This window comes from Candidatus Njordibacter sp. Uisw_056 (assembly GCF_047730085.1).
In the GTDB taxonomy this organism is placed as follows: Bacteria; Pseudomonadota; Gammaproteobacteria; order Pseudomonadales; family Balneatricaceae; genus Njordibacter.
In genome coordinates this window covers 1,990,381-2,010,845 of record NZ_CP159830.1, presented here as the reverse complement: position 1 = coordinate 2,010,845, position 20,465 = coordinate 1,990,381, and the positions used below count along the sequence as shown (strand labels likewise).

Sequence of the window (20,465 nt, the reverse complement as noted above, 5' to 3'; positions counted from 1 at the left end):
TAGACTATGGTTGCTGTGCAGCTTGGTGATACATGTTTAGTTGGCCTGTCGCCGTTGCTAGTAATAACAATAGGGCAGAGGGTTCCTGTTTATTTTCATCCAACAAGCTTTCCATCTTTTGTAGTGTGGCATACATAGAGGTTGCTCCAAACACACCGCAACTACCCAGCATTTGATGAATTTCTTGGCTTAAGGACTCAAAGTCTCCAAGCTCTATGTGACTGTAACATTGCTTAAGAGATATATTGCTGTGCTCCAAAAATTTGTCAACCACAGACCTCATGTTGGTTACTTCGACCGCATCTATCTCTTGGCTATCAAAATCTAATTCAAAGAAATCACACAGTATGCTGAGTAGTTCTATTTGAGTGTAAGGCTTATATAAACAATGGTCTGCGCCAGCGTGGAGAGCTTGCCGTAACACATCTTTCCCTGTATCGGCGGTATGCATTACAATGGGGCAATGTTCAACCTTGTTATTAGTTTCAAAATTTCTTATGTTTTGGATTGCTTCAATGCCATTAACTGTGCCCATGTGCAAGTCCATTAATACAACATCAATACCCCCTTGTTTAAATTGATCTAAGGCTTGTTGGCTATTTTTAGCAGCAATTAACCTAATTCCTGAAGATGCCAAAAATGCGTTCACTACTTGCTGATTGATCTCAGAATCGTCGACTACTAAAATACACTTATCGGATAGATCTACGGTCTTTATAGCGTGAGCTTTACTAGCGTCATCTTTATCGCGCCAGATAACGGGCTTGAGTCTTAGACAAAGGTTAAATTGGGCACCTTCTCCTAGCTCAGACTTAACCTCTAGGGTGCCACCCATAATAAGGCTTAGCTTTTTAGAAATGGCAAGCCCCAGACCCGTGCCGGATTGCCTGAAGTTTGTATTCCTTGAAACTTGATTGTAAGCATGAAAAATATGCTCAATTTGATCGTCTGAAATGCCGCAACCGGTGTCACTAACTCTAAAAATGAGGTCTTCTTCTGACGGGCCTTTTACTATGATGAGTTTAACCTGCCCTGAATCGGTAAACTTGATCGCGTTACCCAGAAGATTAATGAGAACTTGCCGAAGTTTTATATAATCTCCTTGGCGGCCCAAAGACAGGCCATCGGCCGCCTGAAGGTTGAGTAATATACCCTTATCCTCGGCCATATTAAGAAAAATGTCTTCTAACTCATCGATGAGGTCTAGTAGATTGAAGTTGGTGACTTGAACTTCTAATTCTGCATGATGATTTAGTTTAGAGTGGTCTAGCACGTTGTTAATGAGGCTTGAGAGTTGATGGCTGGCTGTTTTCAGTGTTTTCAAATACCGAGTAGATATTATTTTTTCTTGCTGCTCACTGATAATCTCTATCATGCCAAGAATACCATTAAGTGGCGTGCGCATCTCGTGGTTGACGTTGGCAAAAAAATCACTGCGGGCTTCGTTAGCTTGCTCAGCTGCTTGCTTTGCTTGGTTAAGTTCTTCTGTGCGCTGTGTCACCGTTTTTTCTAACTTATTTTTAGCGTCCTGAGTTTGGTTTAACAAGTCAGTATTAGCTGCGTTTAGGTTGACTACTCGTCTAAACAAAGCGACTGAAAAAATTATCATTTCTGCCAAGGATCCAATAATATTTCCATGCTCAGTCACTACGTTTACAGGAACGACCCCGGAGTTCACTAGCTGGCTGAGAATAATACCACTTAAAAATAGGGCAACACCGATAGCCAAAAGGTTTGCGCTAGAGTTGCCCACTAGATTGGCATAAATTAAGATGACCAAAAAAAATGTTGATACAGGTATAAAGGCAACTATGGTGTAAGAGAAGTAATTGCCATCAACTAACGTTAAAATGGCAGTAACCAATGCTAACCACCGACAGGCTCTTAATATAAAGTTTATCCAAGGCATGCGACGCTCAGTTTGAAGCACCTCTGCTATAAATAAAGAAATGAAAATGATCATGCTGTGATAGGTTAAAAACAATATGTTTCTATCCTGCATATGCCAATCGAAATACAGGTCAAAAGAGTTGATCACAAAGGTCGCTGAAATAAAACTTAGAACATAGGCAGTGTAGTAGATGTAAATACGGTCTTTAAAAGACCAGTACATCAATGTATTGATTAAGGAAATTATAAGTGCAGCACCAAGAAATATTTTTATTATTGTCAAATGTAACGAATTTAAAGTGGCGCTTTTTTGTGCTTCACCTAAATTGATGTCTATCATCAGTAGTTTTATTTTACTATGAACTTCAAGGTAAAAAGTTTGGCTTTCCTGAGTATCTAGGGCGAGGTTAAATATGGGTGGCAGGTTGTCAACCTGCCGTTTTTTTAATGCAATATCTGTCCCATTAAGGAGGGTGACCCACTGGCCTTCTTGCATATAATGAAGGTTCACTTTGTTTGGGTATGCTTGGCGCATATATAAGCTAGGGGTCAGTGGGTGATCAGTGGTGTTAGTGAGGGTGACAGCAAACCAATGACTGGCATCTGTTAAAGGAATATTGAAATTTCCTATGACCAGGTCACCATCAGCTAATGAAGCTTTAGCTTCGGTGGGGGTTGATTTTTTGCTGATGTCCATCCAATGTAAGCTAGTTATGCTAGATACGTTTGTATCACCAGTCAAGTTAAAGTTGGGTATAGAACTGGCACTGGAAGCCGCACTAATCAATAGTAATAAAATTAAGCTGAGCTGCTGCCAAAGTGGTGTGTTTATGTTGAAAAAAGCCATGTTGTTATGGTTTTAACCAAGTATCCAATAGGGTTAAATTATCCCCATCAATATGCCTCTGGTCAAGTTTAGATAAAAGGAGCGTTGCGTTGCTCAAGGTTTCGGGTCAATTTATTACAATGCTAAGTAATTTTTATCTGCTATAATTTTTGGACATTATTGCTAGTGCTGGTTAATGTCTGCATTTTTTTGTAAATAAGGGATTAAATAAGTGGATAAGGAGTCGTTTGTGGGAGTACCCAGAATACCCATAGCATCGCGTAAACACCTGCTAAATATTGGCCTGTGCCTGGTTTTAATCTGGGGTATGTATGATGCCATAAAAGGGCCAGATCTAGTCTCTGACCTGCGGGATTTTACAGGTCGATATGGGGCTTATTTATTGCTCATCAGCCTACTTTTTACGCCTTTAAGTCAGCGCTTTAATTGGGTTAAGCGTCATCTGTCGATGCGACGGAATATTGGTGTCTGGGGCTTTATCTATGCCACGATGCATTTGCTCATTTGGATTACTCTTGAATTCTACTATGATTGGCAGCTAATGCTAGATGAAATTGCTGGTAACTTATTTATTTTATTAGGTATTTTAGCCTTTATTTTGCTTACTCCTTTAGCCATTACATCTAACCATCGCGCCGTTAAATACTTTGGTTATCGTAAATGGCAATTACTCCATACGCTCACTTATGTGGCTGTTGCTGCGGTCATCGTTCATCACTTTATGGCACAAAAAACGGCCATGTTCGAGCCACTATTTATGGGCTTAGTCCTCATTTTACTGCTTTTTTGGAGATACCGTCATGCCCGTTAAGTCGTCTGAAATAACACCAGAAAAAGTATTTAAAAGGCGACGCACTCTAATTGCTGCGGGTCTGGGGGTATTAGCTGTGCCACTGCTAGACAAAGGCTATGGCCTGCTTCAACAAAAGCCGGATGAGGTCAATGAGCTGTTTCCTCCTGTGTCTACTCAGCCAGGAACACAGAGCCAACCATTAAAACCTACGCCATATGAAACAGTTACAGGTTATAACAACTACTACGAATTTGGCTATAACAAAGATGACCCTGCAAAAGCAGCTAAAACTCTGATGACCTCACCTTGGAGTGTGGAGATTGGCGGTGAGGGTGCAAATAAACCCGGTTTTTATGACATCGAAGAGATTAAAGGTGAGCATGCCATAGAGAACCACGTGTATCGTTTTCGTTGTGTAGAGGCGTGGTCTATGGTGATTCCGTGGAACGGTATTAAATTGGCAGACATCATTGACGCTGCTCAACCTAATAGTAAAGCTAAGTTTGTGCGTTTCACAACGCTCAATGATGCGCAACAAATGCCTAATGCTGATTGGGCTGGTGGGCCTTATGTTGAAGGCCTAACTATAGAGGAGGCTATGAATCCGTTAACATTATTAGCTACGGGTATTTATGATCAGCCCTTAGAGCAACAAAATGGCGCACCGATCCGTTTGGTGGTACCTTGGAAATACGGTTTTAAATACGCTAAATCGATTGTTAAAATTGAATTAGTGGAGCAAATGCCTCAGAACACGTGGTGGTTACAAAATAAGCGTGAGTATGGCTTTTATGCCAACGTTAATCCACGGTTTGATCATCCACGGTGGACTCAAGCCACCGAGCGGGTTATTGGTGAATTAGGCCGTAAACCCACGCTGTTATATAACGGCTACGCAGACGAAGTAGGCCATATGTACCCAGATTTAGACAACCGTTTGTACTTTTACTAAGGCAGTTATCAAGACCCAAAAAAACGCCACAGTTGTTCACCCCAGAGTAGATAAACTAAACCGCCCACTGATAAAAATGGCCCAAAGGGCATCTGAGGGTCGGTTGGTGGTGTTCTGATGCGCAGTGCTAATCCTACAATGATGCCCGCCACGGCAGAAACCAAAACGATAACTGGCAAGGCTTGCCATCCAAGCCAAGCGCCCAGCGCTGCAAGTAACTTAAAATCTCCATAGCCCATGCCATGCTTACCAGTAGCCAAACGGAAGCCCCAATAAACTAGCCACAAAGACACATAACCCGCTACGGCACCCCAAAATGCACCCTGTAGGTCGGTGACTAAACCAAATGAATTAACGGCTAAGCCTAGCCACAATAAAGGCAGGGTAAGCTGGTCTGGTAATAACTTATGGTCCAAGTCGATAAAGCTTAAGGCCACCAGCATATACATCAATAGTAACGTCATTACAGTGGCTATGCTTGGTCCTAACAGCCAAGCAATCATCAGGCCTAAGCTGGCGGTTAATAGCTCAATTAGTGGGTATCGCTGGCTAATGCTAGTGTTACAAAAAGCACATTTACCACGTAAAAATAAATATGAAATGATAGGAATGTTGTGCCAGGCTTTTAATGGGGTTTGGCACTGTGGACAATGAGACGCTGGCCATGCAATAGACGCCAGTGCCGGGCTTGACAACTGTTGATTACTTGCAGGTAGTTCCAGTAATACACGACACTCTTGCTGCCATTCTTGTTGCATTGCTATAGGCAGCCTATGGATGACGAGGTTTAAAAAGCTGCCAACTAATAGGCTAAGCAAGGCTGTGCTAACTAACCAAAATTGAGGGTATTGTTGTAACACATCAATTAATGGGTAATTAGTCATTTTTAATGATCCTTTAAATGCAGGTTAAAAAAGCTCACAATTTTATCTTCTAAATCTGTTGCTAATTCGTTAGCGGGTATAGTACCTGCAAGCCCTGCTATTTGCATCAGGGGTGAAAAAAGCGGGGTATCTGAAAAATCGAAATGTTTTGTACCCGGCATAAGAATAGAGCTGTGTTGTGGGCTGTTATTAAGTAGTTTTTCAAGTTTTTGGTAATTTACCGGGTTAGGCCAAGATGCTTGGCCAATGTAAAGTAATGCGGTACTAATACCTTGATCAATTATTTTTTCAGGCACAGGTACCAGCCATCCATCTAAAATGATGGTAGCGTCTATGCGGGGGTCTTGGCTGGCAACAATGATGCTAGTTGCCCCCCCGTATGAGTGGCCAAATAGGCCAATGTGATCTAGATTTGCTGCACCCCAAATTGGGTCATTAGCGATGCTTTTTTCAGTTACTGTATCAATGATAAAGGTGATATCAGCCACGCGGGTATTTAACTGAGGGGTACGCAAAGCCCAGAATTGTTCCGTAGTAAGTTCGCCTTCATATCCCGACCGAAAGTTAGCGCTAGTGCCGTCGTTAAAAAGGGTAAGACTGGCATCATAAGTATGGTCTGCTGAAACGACGATGTAGCCCCTACTAGCTAGGGCTTCAAACTGTGCTGTGTTCTGAAAGCGCATACCCCGAAGGCCGTGTGAGAACACCACTAAAGGGGTATATTTAACCTGTGGGTGCAACGGGGCGTTGGGTATAGAGTGGGTGTTTAGATCTTTGAGGTGATTAAATAAAAATTGTGGTAGACCTAACACTTTACTAAGGGCAGGTAACCATTGATCGGGTTTAGCAAGGTAGGCCTGTGGGGCGGCGTTTGATGCTTCTGTTGGATACCAGGTTTGCACCACCATACGGCGCTTATCCCCTTGTATTTTGGTAAACCACTCATCTCTACTTTGGTCTGTCCATTCGAAAATTTGGGTGCCTACTGAGTATTCACCTGTGGGTTTGGGAAGGTCGTTTAGAGGGATTAAAATAGGCATAATATACCTATGACCCAAGGTAAACGTAATGCTAACAATAACAATGAAGCTTAGGCTATATAAACTAATTCTTTTCAACATTAAGTGGCCACCAGATGATGATAAAAAGCCACATAATAACAGAAATTACATTATCTTAAGTTGGCCTTGGGTTAGGGTAATATGCGGGTTAAATGGGTATTCGTTAGGCTACTGTTCAGGGGCTCTTTTTAAGCACTGCCTCAAGCCCCTTTTGTCAGTTTAGGCACTTATTTTCAAAAGGGTGTTTGGGGTTCAATTTGAGGCAGTATCAGCGCTTCATTTACCTCCAGCAATAGGGGAGATGTGATATTAGCCTTTTGTTTTAGCAATTTAGTGAGTGCTGTAAATGAGCTTAGTTTTGCAAAGCCAATGTTATACGCTTTTGCGAGAGCATCTAATTTCGGTGGTTTAGGGCTCACACCAATAGGCGTGATCCCCTCAGCCAACATGGAAGATTCTATTTCACCGTACCCTAGATTGTTCCACACAATGAATATGATCGGTAATTCAAGCGCTTTGGCAGTGGCTAATTCAGCTAAACAAAACTGTAACCCCCCATCTCCCGTTAAGGCAACGACAGGGTGATGGTTATATTGCAGGCGACGACCTAAGGCGGCGCCTATGGCCGCAGGTACCGCATAGCCTAGAGTGCCAAATCCTGTAGCAGAATTGAACCAAGTTTTTGGTGCAGGGGCTTCAAAATAACAATTACCACCATAAACTGGCTGGGTTGAATCGCCCACAATAATTGTTTCAGGTAGGGCGCTGGTAATGGTGCTTAAAAAGGTATGGTGTTGTTTATAAGCCCTAGATAGCTCTGTAAAAGCGCCTTGTCTGGTGGTGCGTGCACGGGCTTCACCCAAGCTAGCAGAGAGTCCTTTGTGATCTAATAAGGGCGTTAGGTATGTTAATGCTTGCAGCAGGTTACAGTGGATCCCAAGTTGCCTCGGCATATTGACTGCGCTTGGGTTAATGTCGATGCGAATAAGGTTTTTTAAAGCTGGGAATTTGCCGTTCACATCCATATCGTAATCGGTTTGCCCCATTTGTGTCCCTAGGGCGATAACGCAATCAGCGTGTGCTAACAAGCTACGTGTTGCATTTAAACTGGGGCTAGCAGGCACAGATAAGGGGTGGCCGGCCATAAGTCCACGGCCATTAATGGTGGTGACTACTGGTGCGTTAAGCGTATTAGCAAGCTTCTGAAGTTGTTGGTTTACATTTACTGCACCACCCCCTGCAAGAATAACGATTTGGCTATGTTGGTTAATAATAGACGCTGCATCGTGTATTTGCCCTAAAACTTTGGCGCTGTGTTGGTTATCAGCAGGGTTAGGTCGCTTCGCTACTTTGGCCACCTCTTCAGTGGCTAGCTGCCCAATAACGTCTAGAGGAATTTGCAGGTGCACAGGGCCAAGTGGAGTGCCATTAGTGTCACTTAGGGCGGCAAAAACTTGGGCAATCGTGTGTGTCACATGGTCATGAGTATTGAGCTGAAAGCTAGCGACTGTAAGAGGTTTAATTACGCTTGCCTGCTCTGGCATGGCGTGCAGGCAACCCTGTGATTCTGTGCCAGCACAATTTACTGTAGAGATCACAAGCATAGGAATGCTATCCCCAAGCGCTTGGCCCATGGCCGTAGCAATGTTAGTGAGCCCCGGGCCTGTAATTACAAAACATACGCCTGGCTTTGCTGTAATACGAGCGTAGCCATCCGCCATAAACCCTGCGCCTTGCTCATGGCGGGGTGTAATGTGTTTAATTTTAGAGGCAGCTAAGCCGCGGTATAACTCTAGGGTATGCACACCGGGTATACCAAATACGGTATCTACACCATAAGCTTCCAATAGCGCTATGAGCTGCTGACCTTTGGTTAGTGGGGCTATATTACTCATTAAAGGGCCTGCTGGCATTGGGCAATGAAACTGCGAATACGCTTACACGCTTCCAATAATAAGGTGTCCTCCACAGTAAACGAAATGCGTATCCAACCGCATGACGCTTTGCCAAAAGCACCAGCATCAAGAACTGCCACGCCAGTGGTGTTATAAAGAGCGGTGGCAAATTCTAGGCCATTCATACTCAAGGCTCTCACATCCATCATAATAAACATGCCGGCACTAGGCTTAAGAACAGGGGTGGCTTTAATGTTACTGAGTGCGCCTAAGACTATGTCTCTGCGCTGTTTAAAGGTTGCCCTAATGAGTTCGCTGTGGACTTGTGATTGCTGCAGTGCAACGTAGGCAGCCGCTTGGGTGAACCCAGGTAAACCGTATAACATACATAAGCCTAAGTTAGAAAAATGCTCTATTAATGACACTGGCCCAATAGCCCAGCCTACGCGCCAACCGGTCATGGCATAGGTTTTTGATAGGCTGTTTAAAGTCACTGTGCGCTCAAACATGCCCGGTCGCTGGGCGATACTGATGTGCTCACCTTCAAATATGAGCTGACCATAGACTTCATCCGCCATAACCCAAAGATCATGTTTTATGGCAAGGTCACAGATGGTGTCAATTTCATTGTCAGACATCATCACCCCTGTAGGGTTGTTGGGGTTGGTGATGAGTATCGCTTTGGTTTTAGCGGTAATAGCCGCTTGTGCAGCATTGGCATCAAAGCGAAAACCATTATCAGCAGACATGGGCACGGCAACTAAAGTTGCGCCAGATGCGCACAAGGTGGCTTCGTAGGTGACATACATTGGGTCTAGGGCCAGTACTTCATCACCTGGGTCTAATAAACATAAACTGGCAGCAAATAATGCATTTTGAGCACCAGCAAACAGCATAACATTGCCTGCGCTTAGCTGCTGGCCTTGGTCTGTCATTTGAGCTGATTGAAACTGTTCGGCAATGACCTGCCTAACCTCAGGGCGCCCATTGACTGATTGGTAATGGGTGTCACCCCCTTGAAGGGCTTCGATAGCCGCCTGGGTGATAATTCTAGGGGTAGCGAAGTCAGGATCTCCTACACTTAATACGATGACATCTTCGCCTGCTGCCGCAGCATGCGTGGCTATTTCATGAAGGTCCCATGCGGCGGCACCTTCGCCATTAATGCGGCTGGTTAGTTTAGAGAATTGCATGATTACCTTTATAATTAATGGCGTTATTGAACGACCGTACAATACTATTGATCACTTGCTCAATAGTCAAATAAAGCCGACAATTAAGGCTCACTATTTTTCCCAGTTTTGGAGCTGTTTTGAAGAAAAAATCAGACCGTTTACCGCCTAACGAAAGACGAAGTCAGTTAATTGAAGCCACACTCATATGCTTAATGAGAGAGGGGGCTAGCGGTTTATCGTCACGTAAAATTTGTGCGCAAGCACAGGTTTCTGTGGGTTTACTAAATTATCACTTTTCTAGTCAAGAAGAGTTAGTGGCTATAGCTTATGAAGAAATATCTAGGCGCTACCATGAAGCCTTAAAAGCTCACATTGATGCCGATACAAAGAACCAAAACATGCCAATAAAAACCCTCGTATCCTGTGCTTTTGAAGCAGACATTATGTCTCCTGATCAGTTACGAGCATGGGTAGTGTTTTGGTCTAAAACCATTGATTCTAAATTAATGCGGGCCACCCATGGCCGTATTAACCAGCGGCTACAAAACTACCTTATACAAGTGCTCGCCAAGTCGTTGCCCAACAGTAACGTTGACCTTCAAGTATTAGCAATCGAGTACAGCGCCTTAACCGATGGGCTTTGGTTAGATTGGAGCCTAAACGGCGAACATCAAAGTTCCCAACTATGGCAAACTATTTTGAACCAGTGGTTACACCGTACCTTAATGTTAGCTTAGGCTGGCAGGCTTTACTTCAGTGTGGCATGTTTGTAGCATCACACAATTGAACGATCGTACAGCAGGTGATTAATTTCGCCATTAGTACTATTAGCTAACTGATAAATAACGTCTATACATTTACTAAAAGGAAATTTCCATGTCCAACTTTGGTTGTCAGTCTATGTCCCTGCCTCTTCAGCGAGTGTTGATGCGTGCGCCCCAAGAGAGTTTGTTGCAGGCTGACCCTAAACAATGGCACTACGGTGCCACATTTAATGGGGCGAAAGCATTAGAACAATATGAGGTTTTTCGTAAACTTGTGGTGGCCTGTGGTACAGAAATTATTCACATTCAAGACCATAATGATGGCTTATCCGATGCAATGTTTACCCATGATCCGTCACTCATGAGTGACCACGGTGCAATCATACTCAATATGGGTAAAGCCTTGCGCAAGGCAGAGCCTGCCATGCATGAACTGGCTTATGTCAACGCAGGAATTCCTATTTTAGGCCGTGTGGAAGGCAAGGGAAGTGTTGAAGGAGGTGATTGCATTTGGTTAGACCAAACCACGTTGGTTGTGGGGCGAGGGTTTCGTTCTAACCAAACAGGTATAGATCAGCTTAATGCCATGTTGAACCCTCACGGGGTTAAAGTCTTAGGATTTGATTTACCAGTTTGGCAGGGTTCAGAGGCATGTTTACACCTGATGTCGGTCATTTCGCCATTGGCACCAAAACTAGCTTTAATTCACGCACCATTAGTCCCTACTGCCCTTTATCAGTTGATGCAGTCTATGGGTATTGAGCTGGTTGAAGCGCCTCATGATGAATTTATAGCCAGCAGCGGCCTCAACCTTAACGTGCTACCTACGTCACCCTCAAAGTGTATTATGATTGAAGGTTTTCCACACACCAAAGCAGTCATGGAGGCCGCAGGTTGTGAGGTGCTCACCTTTAGTGGTGATGCGTTATGTATTGCTTGTGAAGGCGGCCCAACGTGTTTAACACGGCCTATATATCGAGCCTAACCTTGACTAATTAAATACCCCTAACGGCCTATAAAAAGCTGATGTAAGGGCGGCATTACTTGAGTCATTTCAACCCCTAGCTCTTTGGCTGCATGGGTAGGCCAATACGGATCGTGGAGCATGGCTCTAGCCAATAGAACAATGTCTGCTTGGCCATCAGCAATGATGCCTTCGGCTTGCTGAGCCTGGGTGATTTCGCCTACGGCCATGCTCATTAAGCCCGAACCTTGGCGCACGTCTGCGGCCATACCCACTTGTTGAGCAATACCGCCATTGATCGAGCCTCGAGATGCTGGTGTGGCTCCGCCTGAGCTGCAGTCAATTATATCGACACCTAACACTTTGAGCCATCTGGCCACTTGTACGTTGTCTTCAACAGTGAGTCCGCCGTCTACCCAGTCGGTCATAGAGAGCCGCATGGCGAAAGGTAATCCTTGGGGCCAAGCTGCACGAACTTTCTCCGTCGTCTCAAGTAGCATACGGGCACGGTTTTTAAGGCTACCACCGTAACTGTCTGTTCGGGTATTGACCAGTGGTGACAAAAAACTATGCAGCAAATAACCATGTGCACAGTGAACCTCTAGCAGTTCATAGCCCGCCTCTAAAGCCCTTTTTGCTGCAGCAACAAAAGCGTTTTGCACCGTGTCAATATCCTCTTGCTGCATCTGTTTGGGGGCCTTCCATAGACGGGTGCCATCATCATCAAAGGCCTGGTCTGTTGGTCCATAGGTATTCCAGCCACCGTCTGCATCTGTCAGCTGTTGTCCACCTAACCAAGGGAGTGCGCTACTGCCTTTGCGGCCAGAATGTGCAAGCTGAACACCGGGCACTGCGCCTTGGCTTTTAATAAAAGCAGTAATGGGTTTTAAAGCGTTAACCTGAGTCTCGTTCCAGAGGCCCATGCAGCCTGGGGTAATGCGACCCTCAGGCAATACAGCGGTAGCTTCCACCATTACAAGCCCGGCACCACCGACGGCTTTAGAGCCAAGTTGTGCCATGTGCCACGCTTGAGCAACACCGTTAACGGCTTGATATTGACACATGGGAGCTACGCCAATGCGATTACGCAAGGTGATGTCTTTGATCGTGAGAGGGCTAAATAAGTGTGACATGGTTAAGCGTCCGATGCAGTCAAAATAATAATGCGACAGACAATGACATGCTCTGTCGCACGGGTCAATAGAGTTTACGGGGTGTGATAAAAAAGTTTAATTTACATTTGCTTCTACATAGATTTTGGTCTTATCATTGAGTTTTTGAGGCTAGGAATATGAACATAGGTCGCCACCAAACTAACGAGCGCACCAGTAAAGTTGTTGTACACAATAATGTAGCCTATCTGTGTGGTCAGGTTGCTGCGGACGCTGAGGCAGATATTATCGAACAGACCCAGACTATGTTGGCCAAAGTAGATGAGTTGTTAATGAGCGTAGGCTCAGATTCTACACGCATGTTAACAGCCACTATCTATTTAAAATCAATGGATGATTTTGCTGCCATGAACCTAGTATGGAACGCTTGGGTGCCTTCAGGCCATGCACCAGCAAGAGCCTGCGTGCAGGCGGCGATGGCAAGGCCTGCCTTGTTGGTTGAAATTTCTGTTACTGCGGCGTGTTAGCTGCTAGTTCAAAGCCCAAGAATCTACATAATGGCGCACTGTTAATAAGTGGCTACTTATTATTACTGTAACAAAGGCGAATTTAAATGCAGGATGTGTGTGTTTTTTGTGGTGCTAGCCCGGGTGAAAACCCTATTTTTATGCAATCTGCCAAAGCGTTAGGAGAGGCTATTAGTCATGCCTCTATGGGCTTAGTTTATGGCGGCGCCAAAGTGGGCCTCATGGGGCAGGTAGCTAACGCAGTGCTAGCAGGAGGGCAGAAGGTAGTGGGTGTAATCCCTCAGTCGTTTGCGCATAAAGTGTCGCACGAGGGTTTGACACAATTACATGTAGTGGATTCAATGCACACCCGAAAAGCTATGATGTTTGAATTAGCAGGGGCCTGTATTGCTTTACCAGGGGGTTTTGGTACCTTAGAAGAGTTGACAGAAGTACTCACCTGGGCACAATTAGGCTTTCACCAAAAGCCCATTGGTTTACTGAATATTAATGGCTATTATGATGCGTTATTAAGCTTTTTTGACCAAGCAGTTTTGGCTGGTTTTCTTAAGCCCAAGCACTTAGAGTTACTCATTGTGCATCACGACCCCACACAATTATTGCAGCTATTAAAAGACTACAAGCCACAAACAGTTGTTAAGTGGGCCAATTAATCAGATTTGTTAGCGAGTGACCTTATGATCGATACTAAAAAGTTTTACATTAACGGTGCATGGGTAACGCCCCAGTCAGATACCGAAATGGACGTAATAGACCCTTCCACGGAGCAGGTGTGCGCGGTTATTTCAATTGGGGATCAAGCCGATACAAATGCTGCTGTAGCTGCGGCTAAAGCAGCTTTTAACAGCTGGAGCCAAACTCCAAAGTCACACCGTTTAGTGTTATTGAAGCGGTTTTTAGAAATATACCAATCCCGTAGTGACGAAATGGGCCATGCGATTAGCCAAGAGATGGGAGCGCCCATTGATATGGCCCTTACCTCTCAAGCTGAATCAGGTTCAGAGCATACAGAGGGTTTAATTAGAGAACTAGAAAATTTTGAGTTTGAACGTGCGTTAAATGATCAAGAACCCAATGATAGAATTATTTATGAAGCTATCGGTGTGTGTGCATTAATCACTCCCTGGAACTGGCCCATGAATCAAGTAAGCCTAAAGGCCATTGCGGCTATGGCTGCTGGGTGTACGATGGTACTGAAGCCGTCTGAAATTGCACCATTATCTAGCTTAATCTTTACTGATATGGTTCACCAAGCAGGTATCCCCGCAGGTGTATTCAACATGGTCAATGGCGATGGTGTAGGTGTTGGGTCTCAATTAACCGGTCACCCTGATGTTGATATGGTGTCTTTTACTGGCTCGACTAGAGCGGGTGCCCTTATCTCTAAAAATGCTGCAGATTCGGTAAAACGAGTGGCTCTAGAATTGGGAGGCAAAGGGGCCAACATTGTGTTTGCTGATGCCGACGAGAAAGCCATTTCACGAGGCATCAATCACTGCTTTAACAACACGGGGCAGTCTTGCAATGCACCAACAAGAATGTTGGTAGAGCGAAGCTTTTACCAACAGGCTTTGGCTTTAGCCGAAACGGCAGCTGCCAAGGTGCAGGTGGGCAGGGCCGCCGAACATGGGCGTCACATAGGCCCAGTTGTATCAGAGTTGCAGTACAACAAAATTCAAGCACTCATTAAAGTAGGCATTGATGAAGGTGCTCGGGTTGTTGTTGGGGGCCTTGGTAAGCCAGAGGGGTTAGAGACCGGTTATTTTGTTAAACCCACTATTTTTGCTGATGTAAATAATGACATGCAAATTGCTCGGGAAGAAGTATTTGGCCCAGTGCTATGTATGATTCCCTTTGATACAGAAGAGGAGGCCATTACCATTGCCAACGACACAGTTTATGGCTTAACCAATTATGTTCAAACTCAGGATAGTGCTAAAGCTAATCGCATTGCTCGCCAGTTACGCTCTGGCATGGTAGAAATGAACGGTACCTCTAGGGCCTCTGGCTCTCCATTTGGGGGCTATAAGCAATCAGGTAATGGTCGTGAAGGGGGTGTTTGGGGTTTAGAAGACTTTTTAGAAGTGAAGTCTATTAGCGGTTGGAGTAATGATTAAGTAAACTACTAGCTAAGTTGGCTCTTGCCATCTAGGCCAATTAGGCCAGCCATGTCTATTGAATTTGACATGGCTGGCCTGACTATCTAATGTTTAGGGTCTCACGTCATTTATAGTGACTAGCCCATTACTTTACCTTTTTAGATCACACATATGCTCATTACTCTCGCCGATTACCGCCGTATCTACTCAACAATTCACTCTCTATTAGTTGCTGATTCTGTCAATAGCCATGACGCTAGCATGCTGTTTAGCGTATATGGTGCGCAAATTCTAAAACGCCATTATGGCATTGCAGCGCAACCTGTTGTTGGTTCTGCGGCCTATCATCTGGGTTTACAGGCTAAAATATTGGCCTTTGGAGAATACCAATCTGGGCACTTAAAAAGTAACGATAGGCAACACCACTGGTGGGTTGAAGCTGATGGGTGGATCATTGATTTTATGGCGCCTTTGTTTCCTTTACTGGTTAAGCGCTCAGGAAAAGAGGCTCACATTGAGCCTTGGATGATGCAAAAGCCGATGCTTAAAGCAAAAAAATCCTTATCATCAGTACAAAATAAAGGCGACTTCTTGCTAGTGAAGAATGATCCTTTGGCAAGTCAGAAAATGTCGCAAATGGTGACAGAAAAAGCTCATATACAAAGGGGTAAGTTAGCCCTAGACTGGTTTGTTAAGACCCCTAAAAAAATGTCATCACCATTGACTGTTAAGTTTGAAGGAACCATAGATGCTAGTAAAAAGAAACTCATCCCCTATAAAAGCTTCCTAGTGAGTGGCTCTTGGTAGCTGGGTAGAGGCACGCCTTTGGTTTCCTACGCAGCCCGTCTAGATAAATTTATTAGCCAAGAGCTTGGTTATAAAAAACGCCAAGTCCAGCTGTTGCTGGCTCGTGGATTGGTGACTTTAGACGATGTTATTTGTTACCAGGGTGACCAGCTTATTGGTCAGTTTTCAAAACTAGAAGTTGAGGGTAGGCTATTAAGGCACCACACGCCTATATACCTGATGCTGCATAAACCAGCAGGGATTGTCAGCGCCACGGTTGACGATAAACACACCACGGTGCTGGACCTTCTGCCATCAAAGTACTGTGGCTTGCACATTGCCGGGCGCTTAGATCTGCAAAGTACGGGTTTATTGCTGTTAACCAACGATGGTCAATGGTCTCGCAAAATTACTCACCCAGGCACCAAACTCCCTAAGCACTATACGGTCACCTTAGGTAACCCCATTACTCAAGAGCAAGTTGATGGTTTTGCTGAGGGTATTTATTTTGCTTTTGAGGATTTGACCACGGCCCCTGCGCAATTGAGTATAACTGCTGCTAAAAGCGCTCAAGTAATATTAAACCAAGGGCGCTACCACCAAATTAAACGGATGTTTGGCCACTATAGTAACCCAGTGCTAAGTATTCACCGCACCCAAGTGGGACATATTAAATTACCCATCGATTTGGCTCCTGGTGATTACCGGGTGGTTTCAGACCCCTTGCACTTTTGAGCGTAATTTTTTAGTGTGCCCCTTTTGAGTTTTACTATCCAAACGCCTGGTTTTAGAGCCTTTGGTGGGTTTGGTGGCTATTCTACGTTTTTCTTGCACCATAGCCGCTTTGATCACCTCGGATAACTGGTCTAAGGCGGTTTGACGATTTGAATCTTGGCTACGACTAGCTTGAGATTTGATGATAATTTTGCCCGAGGCGCTGATACGATGGTCTGATGTGTGGAGTAGTTTTTGTTTTACGTAGGCTGGCAAAGAGGTCGAGGCACGGATGTCAAAAAACAAATGTACTGCGGTAGAGGTTTTGTTGACGTGTTGACCACCGGCACCTTGTGAGCGAATAAACTGCTGCTCAATTTCGTGGGCGGGAATGAAAATACGGTTAGATATTTTTAACATCTGCTCTCCTGGCTATGGTTTCAGCAAGTGTTTTTGTTGAAACTCAGGGCTTACCTTTGTGAGCCAGTAACTCATGGCGCTAGTGAAGATAAAAGCAAACACTAGCCGAAACCATAATACACCAGACAGGTGGGCACCTAGTAAAACAACTAGTAAGGTATCTTCAATAAGGCTATGACAAAAGCCAAGAAGTATTAAAGAAGTAAACACGTCCTTTTTAGACACATGGCCGGCACGGGCCTCTTTAATTAATAACCCACCACCAAAAGACAGCCCTAGGGTAATGCCCACTAAGGTTATTGTTGTGGCTTCTTTACCAATACCCATCAGTTTAAGCATTGGACGCAACATCCATTGGATAATCTTTTCTACCCCAATAACCCGCAGAATTTTTAAAAAAGCGAGCAGCACGATGATGATGATCTGAATCATGGCCAAGGCTTTTAATTGGCTGAAGAACCAATGACCCAATCCATCGGCAATCGGTTCTGGTTGCCATGCCATTTGCGCAGGTTCTTGTAGCCATTGAGTTTGGTCATAAAACACATGTAATAACCAAGCAAAAGCAAAGGCGCCAAAAAGGCGTGTAATAATGGCCACTCGCATCCTCATGCCGGCCAATTGAGCAATACGAACCTCAATGGGCAGGCCATGAGCCATGAGCAGTAGGCCACTTAATACAGTCATTTGTGCCACGGTTAAATTGCTATCAGCAGCGTATGAGTATAGTACAATTATGCCGCCGTAAATATTGGTAGCAATGGTCGTTGCCCACACTAAGCCCATTTCTTGGGGCAAGCCCACAAGTGCCATAAGAGGCCCAAGCCACTGTCCTAAAAGTGCTATACCACCTACTTCTTCCAACACCTTAACAATTAAAATGATGGGCACCATAAGCTTAAAAAGAGGCCATGAAACGGCAATAATTTCATTAAACAGTTGTTTAAAAAATTGGCGCACTTGAAACATGAAACTTACCTTAATTTAGACTGATGATGGGTGCAGAGTGATGTAACACATGTGACTAAACCAGTAGGCGATGGTAACTGATTTGTGCATCTATGTCTTAGATTAGACACATCCATTGACACCGAATACAACCCCGTGCACTATGCGCAGCCAGCTCAAATTCACCGGATAAACTTAATGAGTAGCGCACTGCTCTTAGCCTTAATACCCACTTTCTTTTTTGTATCTGTGACACCAGGAATGTGCATGACGTTGTCTTTAACTCTGGGCATGACTGTTGGCATTCGCCGCACTATGTGGATGATGTTAGGTGAGCTTTTTGGGGTAGGGCTAGTCGCTGTGTTAGTCGTTATAGGTGCTGCAGCACTTATTGTTCAATACCCTCAGTTATTTGTTATGCTTAAACTAGCAGGTGGGGGCTATTTGCTTTATTTGGGCGTGCAGCTTTGGCGTTCGCGAGGCAAAATGGCCATCGACCTTGATGGAGCACCCAAAAACACTGGACGTTTGCAATTAGCCAGTCAAGGGCTTATTACCGCCATTGCCAACCCTAAGGGGTGGGCATTCTTTATCGCCCTATTACCACCCTTCATAGATCCTGCACTGCCCTTGCCAAACCAACTGGTTATGCTTTTAAGTGTTATCTTAACCCTAGAAGCCATGTCTCTTATGTTATACGCCTTGGGCGGGAAGAGCCTTAGTAAGGTGTTACAAAAAAGTGGTAATGTGCGTTTAATGAATCGTATTGCAGGCACCTTAATGGTAGGTGTGGCAGGTTGGTTAGCGCTGGGCTAATAGATTAAGTTAGCAATAAAAGGAGAAGGTATTAATGAAATTACAAAAGTGGCGTTGGTTGGCGCTATTAACGAGTTTTGTCATTATTTTTGCCAGTGCTAGTTATATAATTTCCTATCAAACCTTTATTCAAACCGAAAAACAAGGCGCCCAAGATCGAGCCAACCATTACCAGATTTTATTAGCTGGCATGCTTGATCAGCACAAACCCCTGCTCAGTGTGCTGACAGAAGACCCTGCAGTGATTAGTACCTTGTTTAAACCTCTTCCTAATTCACAGGCAGAACCGCAGGCTCAGCAGCAACTTAAGTTAAGCCAGCTCAACGCACGTTTGCATCGCTATGCCACACTTTCTGGTTTAGAGGCGATCTATCTAATGGATCAACAAGGGCTTACAAAAGCCACTTCTAATTACCAACAAGACCCTAGTTTGTCATTTATGAATAAAAACTATGGTTTTAGACCTTACTTCAAATCTGCTATTAACGGCGATAAAGGTGCTTATTTTGCTGTGGGCGCTACCACTGGATTACCCGGTTATTTTATCTCTAGCCCAGTAATAAATGAAAAGGGTCATGTGATTGGTGTACTTGCGGCTAAAATTGATGCGGCAACGCTGTCTGTTTTTTGGCAATCTACAGAAGATTTAGGCTTTATCAGTAATGATACAGGGGTGATTATTTTGGCTAGCGAAAGAGCTTGGCTTTATCAGACCATCACCCCCTTAAACCCCCTTCAAATTAATAGGATTCGTTCCCAAAAGCAGTTTGCTGGTGGGCTTTTATCGGCCCTCTCTTGGTACCCGATGGATGATCTATTTGTGTCGGTAGAAAATAAAGATTACCTTTACACACCCTTTAAAATCGGCACTTCAGGCTGGATGCTTCATTCGTTATCAGACCCCGCTGTAGCCAAAAAAAATGCTGCCTTTGTGGCGCTTGTGGTCAGTGCGTTGTTATTGTTACTAGTTAGCTGGGGGCTCACAATACGGTCTAGAACAATTAAGCAATCTCTAATGAAAAGTGAGCTAAATCGGGCAAAATTAGTACAAATGAACGACAACCTAGAGACTGAAATAGGTGAGCGACATCATGCTGAAAAGCGGCTTTCTTTAGCCCAACAGAAACTCGTTCAAGCCAACCGTATGGCGGCTTTAGGCCAGCTCTCGGCGGCAGTGATTCATGAGTTAGGGCAGCCTTTAGCGGCCTTTAAAAATTATATTACTGCAGCAGAAATTGATCCTGATGGAGAAGATATGGGCCAACTGTTGGCTAATTTACACTCAGTGGCATTGCGTATGCAAAGCACCACTTCTCAATTACGCTTTTTTTCCCGACCTGACGAAACTAAATTTATTCTAGTGGACCTTCAGCAAGTTATTGCCAGCGCCATAAAACTTACGCGCGCCCAATGTGATACCGCCCAAGTAAATTTGCAATGGGCCCCTAATAGCGGCGTTCAAGCCTGCGTTATGGGCCAGAGTTTGCGCTTGGAGCAGGTCATTGTTAATCTATTGATTAATGCCTTTGCCGCTGTTAATGACAGCGGGCAGGTTATTATTAGCTTAGAGCATGACCAGCAAAATTGGTTGTTAAGAGTCATCGACAATGGGGCTGGTTTTGGGGCTCAAGACCCAGAGGAGTTGTTTGAAGCCTTTTACACGACTAGGGCCAGTACCGATGGTATGGGTTTAGGGCTGGCTATTAGTGCAGCCATTGTCAATGAGCACCATGGCCAAATATGGGCCCAAAATAGTTCTCAAAATACCATACACAAAGGTGCTGAATTTGTGGTCACCATACCCCAGGCGGTTTAAAC

General features: G+C 44.5%; 19 protein-coding genes. 11 read left to right on the top strand and 8 right to left on the bottom strand.

The genetic code is table 11. From position 1 onward, the window contains the following. Positions 1–4: 4 nt before the first annotated feature. Positions 5–2,737, bottom strand: a complete 2,733-nt coding sequence (locus ABXT60_RS09625; RefSeq protein WP_443629933.1) for an ATP-binding protein — start codon at positions 2,735–2,737, stop codon at positions 5–7. A gap of 229 nt (positions 2,738–2,966) precedes the next feature. Here ABXT60_RS09625 and ABXT60_RS09620 point away from each other — a divergent pair, with 229 nt between their 5' ends. Beyond that, the gene (locus ABXT60_RS09620) at positions 2,967–3,548 is read left to right on the top strand and encodes a sulfite oxidase heme-binding subunit YedZ (RefSeq protein WP_443629932.1); all 582 of its coding nucleotides are present in this window, start codon (positions 2,967–2,969) and stop codon (positions 3,546–3,548) included. Beyond that, positions 3,538–4,482 (top strand): protein-methionine-sulfoxide reductase catalytic subunit MsrP, encoded by a 945-nt coding sequence (gene msrP, locus ABXT60_RS09615; protein WP_443629931.1) that lies wholly within the window; start codon positions 3,538–3,540, stop codon positions 4,480–4,482. Before ABXT60_RS09620 ends, msrP begins: the two co-directional genes overlap by 11 nt. 8 nt (positions 4,483–4,490) lie before the next feature. On the opposite strand, the gene ABXT60_RS09610 is transcribed toward msrP, so the two are convergent. The 4 genes from ABXT60_RS09610 to ABXT60_RS09595 all read right to left on the bottom strand — a co-directional run bounded on the left by ABXT60_RS09610 (position 4,491) and on the right by ABXT60_RS09595 (position 9,515). Then, positions 4,491–5,366, bottom strand: coding sequence for a prepilin peptidase (locus ABXT60_RS09610; protein ID WP_443629930.1), 876 nt, complete (start codon positions 5,364–5,366; stop codon positions 4,491–4,493). Between the two features lie 2 nt (positions 5,367–5,368). After that, entirely contained in the window at positions 5,369–6,487 is a 1,119-nt protein-coding gene (locus tag ABXT60_RS09605) for an alpha/beta hydrolase family protein (protein ID WP_443629929.1), read from the bottom strand. 173 nt (positions 6,488–6,660) lie between these two features. Beyond that, entirely contained in the window at positions 6,661–8,322 is a 1,662-nt protein-coding gene (locus ABXT60_RS09600; RefSeq protein ID WP_443629928.1) for a 5-guanidino-2-oxopentanoate decarboxylase, read from the bottom strand. After that, entirely contained in the window at positions 8,322–9,515 is a 1,194-nt protein-coding gene (locus tag ABXT60_RS09595; RefSeq protein WP_443629927.1) for a pyridoxal phosphate-dependent aminotransferase, read from the bottom strand. Before ABXT60_RS09595 ends, ABXT60_RS09600 begins: the two co-directional genes overlap by 1 nt. A gap of 119 nt (positions 9,516–9,634) precedes the next feature. Here ABXT60_RS09595 and ABXT60_RS09590 point away from each other — a divergent pair, with 119 nt between their 5' ends. Beyond that, positions 9,635–10,234 carry a TetR/AcrR family transcriptional regulator gene (locus ABXT60_RS09590; protein WP_443629926.1) on the top strand — a complete coding sequence of 200 codons (600 nt, stop codon included), beginning with the start codon at positions 9,635–9,637 and terminating at the stop codon, positions 10,232–10,234. Positions 10,235–10,373: 139 nt separating this feature from the next. Then, positions 10,374–11,246, top strand: coding sequence for a dimethylarginine dimethylaminohydrolase family protein (locus tag ABXT60_RS09585; RefSeq protein ID WP_443629925.1), 873 nt, complete (start codon positions 10,374–10,376; stop codon positions 11,244–11,246). Positions 11,247–11,266: 20 nt separating this feature from the next. Here the strand turns inward: ABXT60_RS09585 and ABXT60_RS09580 are convergent, their stop codons facing one another. Next, positions 11,267–12,358, bottom strand: a complete 1,092-nt coding sequence (locus tag ABXT60_RS09580) for an NADH:flavin oxidoreductase/NADH oxidase (RefSeq protein WP_443629924.1) — start codon at positions 12,356–12,358, stop codon at positions 11,267–11,269. A 158-nt stretch (positions 12,359–12,516) separates the two neighbouring features. Here ABXT60_RS09580 and ABXT60_RS09575 point away from each other — a divergent pair, with 158 nt between their 5' ends. From ABXT60_RS09575 to ABXT60_RS09555, 5 genes are all read left to right on the top strand, one after another. Next, complete coding sequence (locus tag ABXT60_RS09575) at positions 12,517–12,864, top strand: RidA family protein (protein ID WP_443629923.1); 348 nt, start codon at positions 12,517–12,519, stop codon at positions 12,862–12,864. An 86-nt stretch (positions 12,865–12,950) separates the two neighbouring features. Next, complete coding sequence (locus ABXT60_RS09570; protein ID WP_443629922.1) at positions 12,951–13,517, top strand: TIGR00730 family Rossman fold protein; 567 nt, start codon at positions 12,951–12,953, stop codon at positions 13,515–13,517. A gap of 24 nt (positions 13,518–13,541) precedes the next feature. Further along, positions 13,542–14,981 carry an aldehyde dehydrogenase family protein gene (locus tag ABXT60_RS09565; RefSeq protein WP_443629921.1) on the top strand — a complete coding sequence of 480 codons (1,440 nt, stop codon included), beginning with the start codon at positions 13,542–13,544 and terminating at the stop codon, positions 14,979–14,981. A 153-nt stretch (positions 14,982–15,134) separates the two neighbouring features. Continuing rightward, complete coding sequence (locus ABXT60_RS09560) at positions 15,135–15,770, top strand: DUF2026 family protein (RefSeq protein ID WP_443629920.1); 636 nt, start codon at positions 15,135–15,137, stop codon at positions 15,768–15,770. Between the two features lie 18 nt (positions 15,771–15,788). Beyond that, entirely contained in the window at positions 15,789–16,484 is a 696-nt protein-coding gene (locus ABXT60_RS09555) for a pseudouridine synthase (RefSeq protein WP_443629919.1), read from the top strand. On the opposite strand, the gene arfB is transcribed toward ABXT60_RS09555, so the two are convergent. Both arfB and ABXT60_RS09545 read right to left on the bottom strand, forming a co-directional pair. After that, positions 16,464–16,883, bottom strand: a complete 420-nt coding sequence (arfB, locus tag ABXT60_RS09550) for an alternative ribosome rescue aminoacyl-tRNA hydrolase ArfB (RefSeq protein WP_443629918.1) — start codon at positions 16,881–16,883, stop codon at positions 16,464–16,466. The two genes, ABXT60_RS09555 and arfB, sit on opposite strands and share 21 nt — an antisense overlap. Positions 16,884–16,895: 12 nt before the next feature. After that, positions 16,896–17,852 (bottom strand): hypothetical protein, encoded by a 957-nt coding sequence (locus tag ABXT60_RS09545; protein WP_443629917.1) that lies wholly within the window; start codon positions 17,850–17,852, stop codon positions 16,896–16,898. Positions 17,853–18,029: 177 nt separating this feature from the next. Between ABXT60_RS09545 and ABXT60_RS09540 the strand changes: the two genes are divergently transcribed. Together ABXT60_RS09540 and ABXT60_RS09535 are read left to right on the top strand one after the other, a co-directional pair. Beyond that, entirely contained in the window at positions 18,030–18,647 is a 618-nt protein-coding gene (locus ABXT60_RS09540; protein ID WP_443629916.1) for a LysE family translocator, read from the top strand. Between the two features lie 34 nt (positions 18,648–18,681). After that, positions 18,682–20,463: an ATP-binding protein gene (locus ABXT60_RS09535; RefSeq protein WP_443629915.1), complete on the top strand. Its 1,782-nt coding sequence runs from the start codon at positions 18,682–18,684 to the stop codon at positions 20,461–20,463. Positions 20,464–20,465 lie beyond the last annotated feature (2 nt).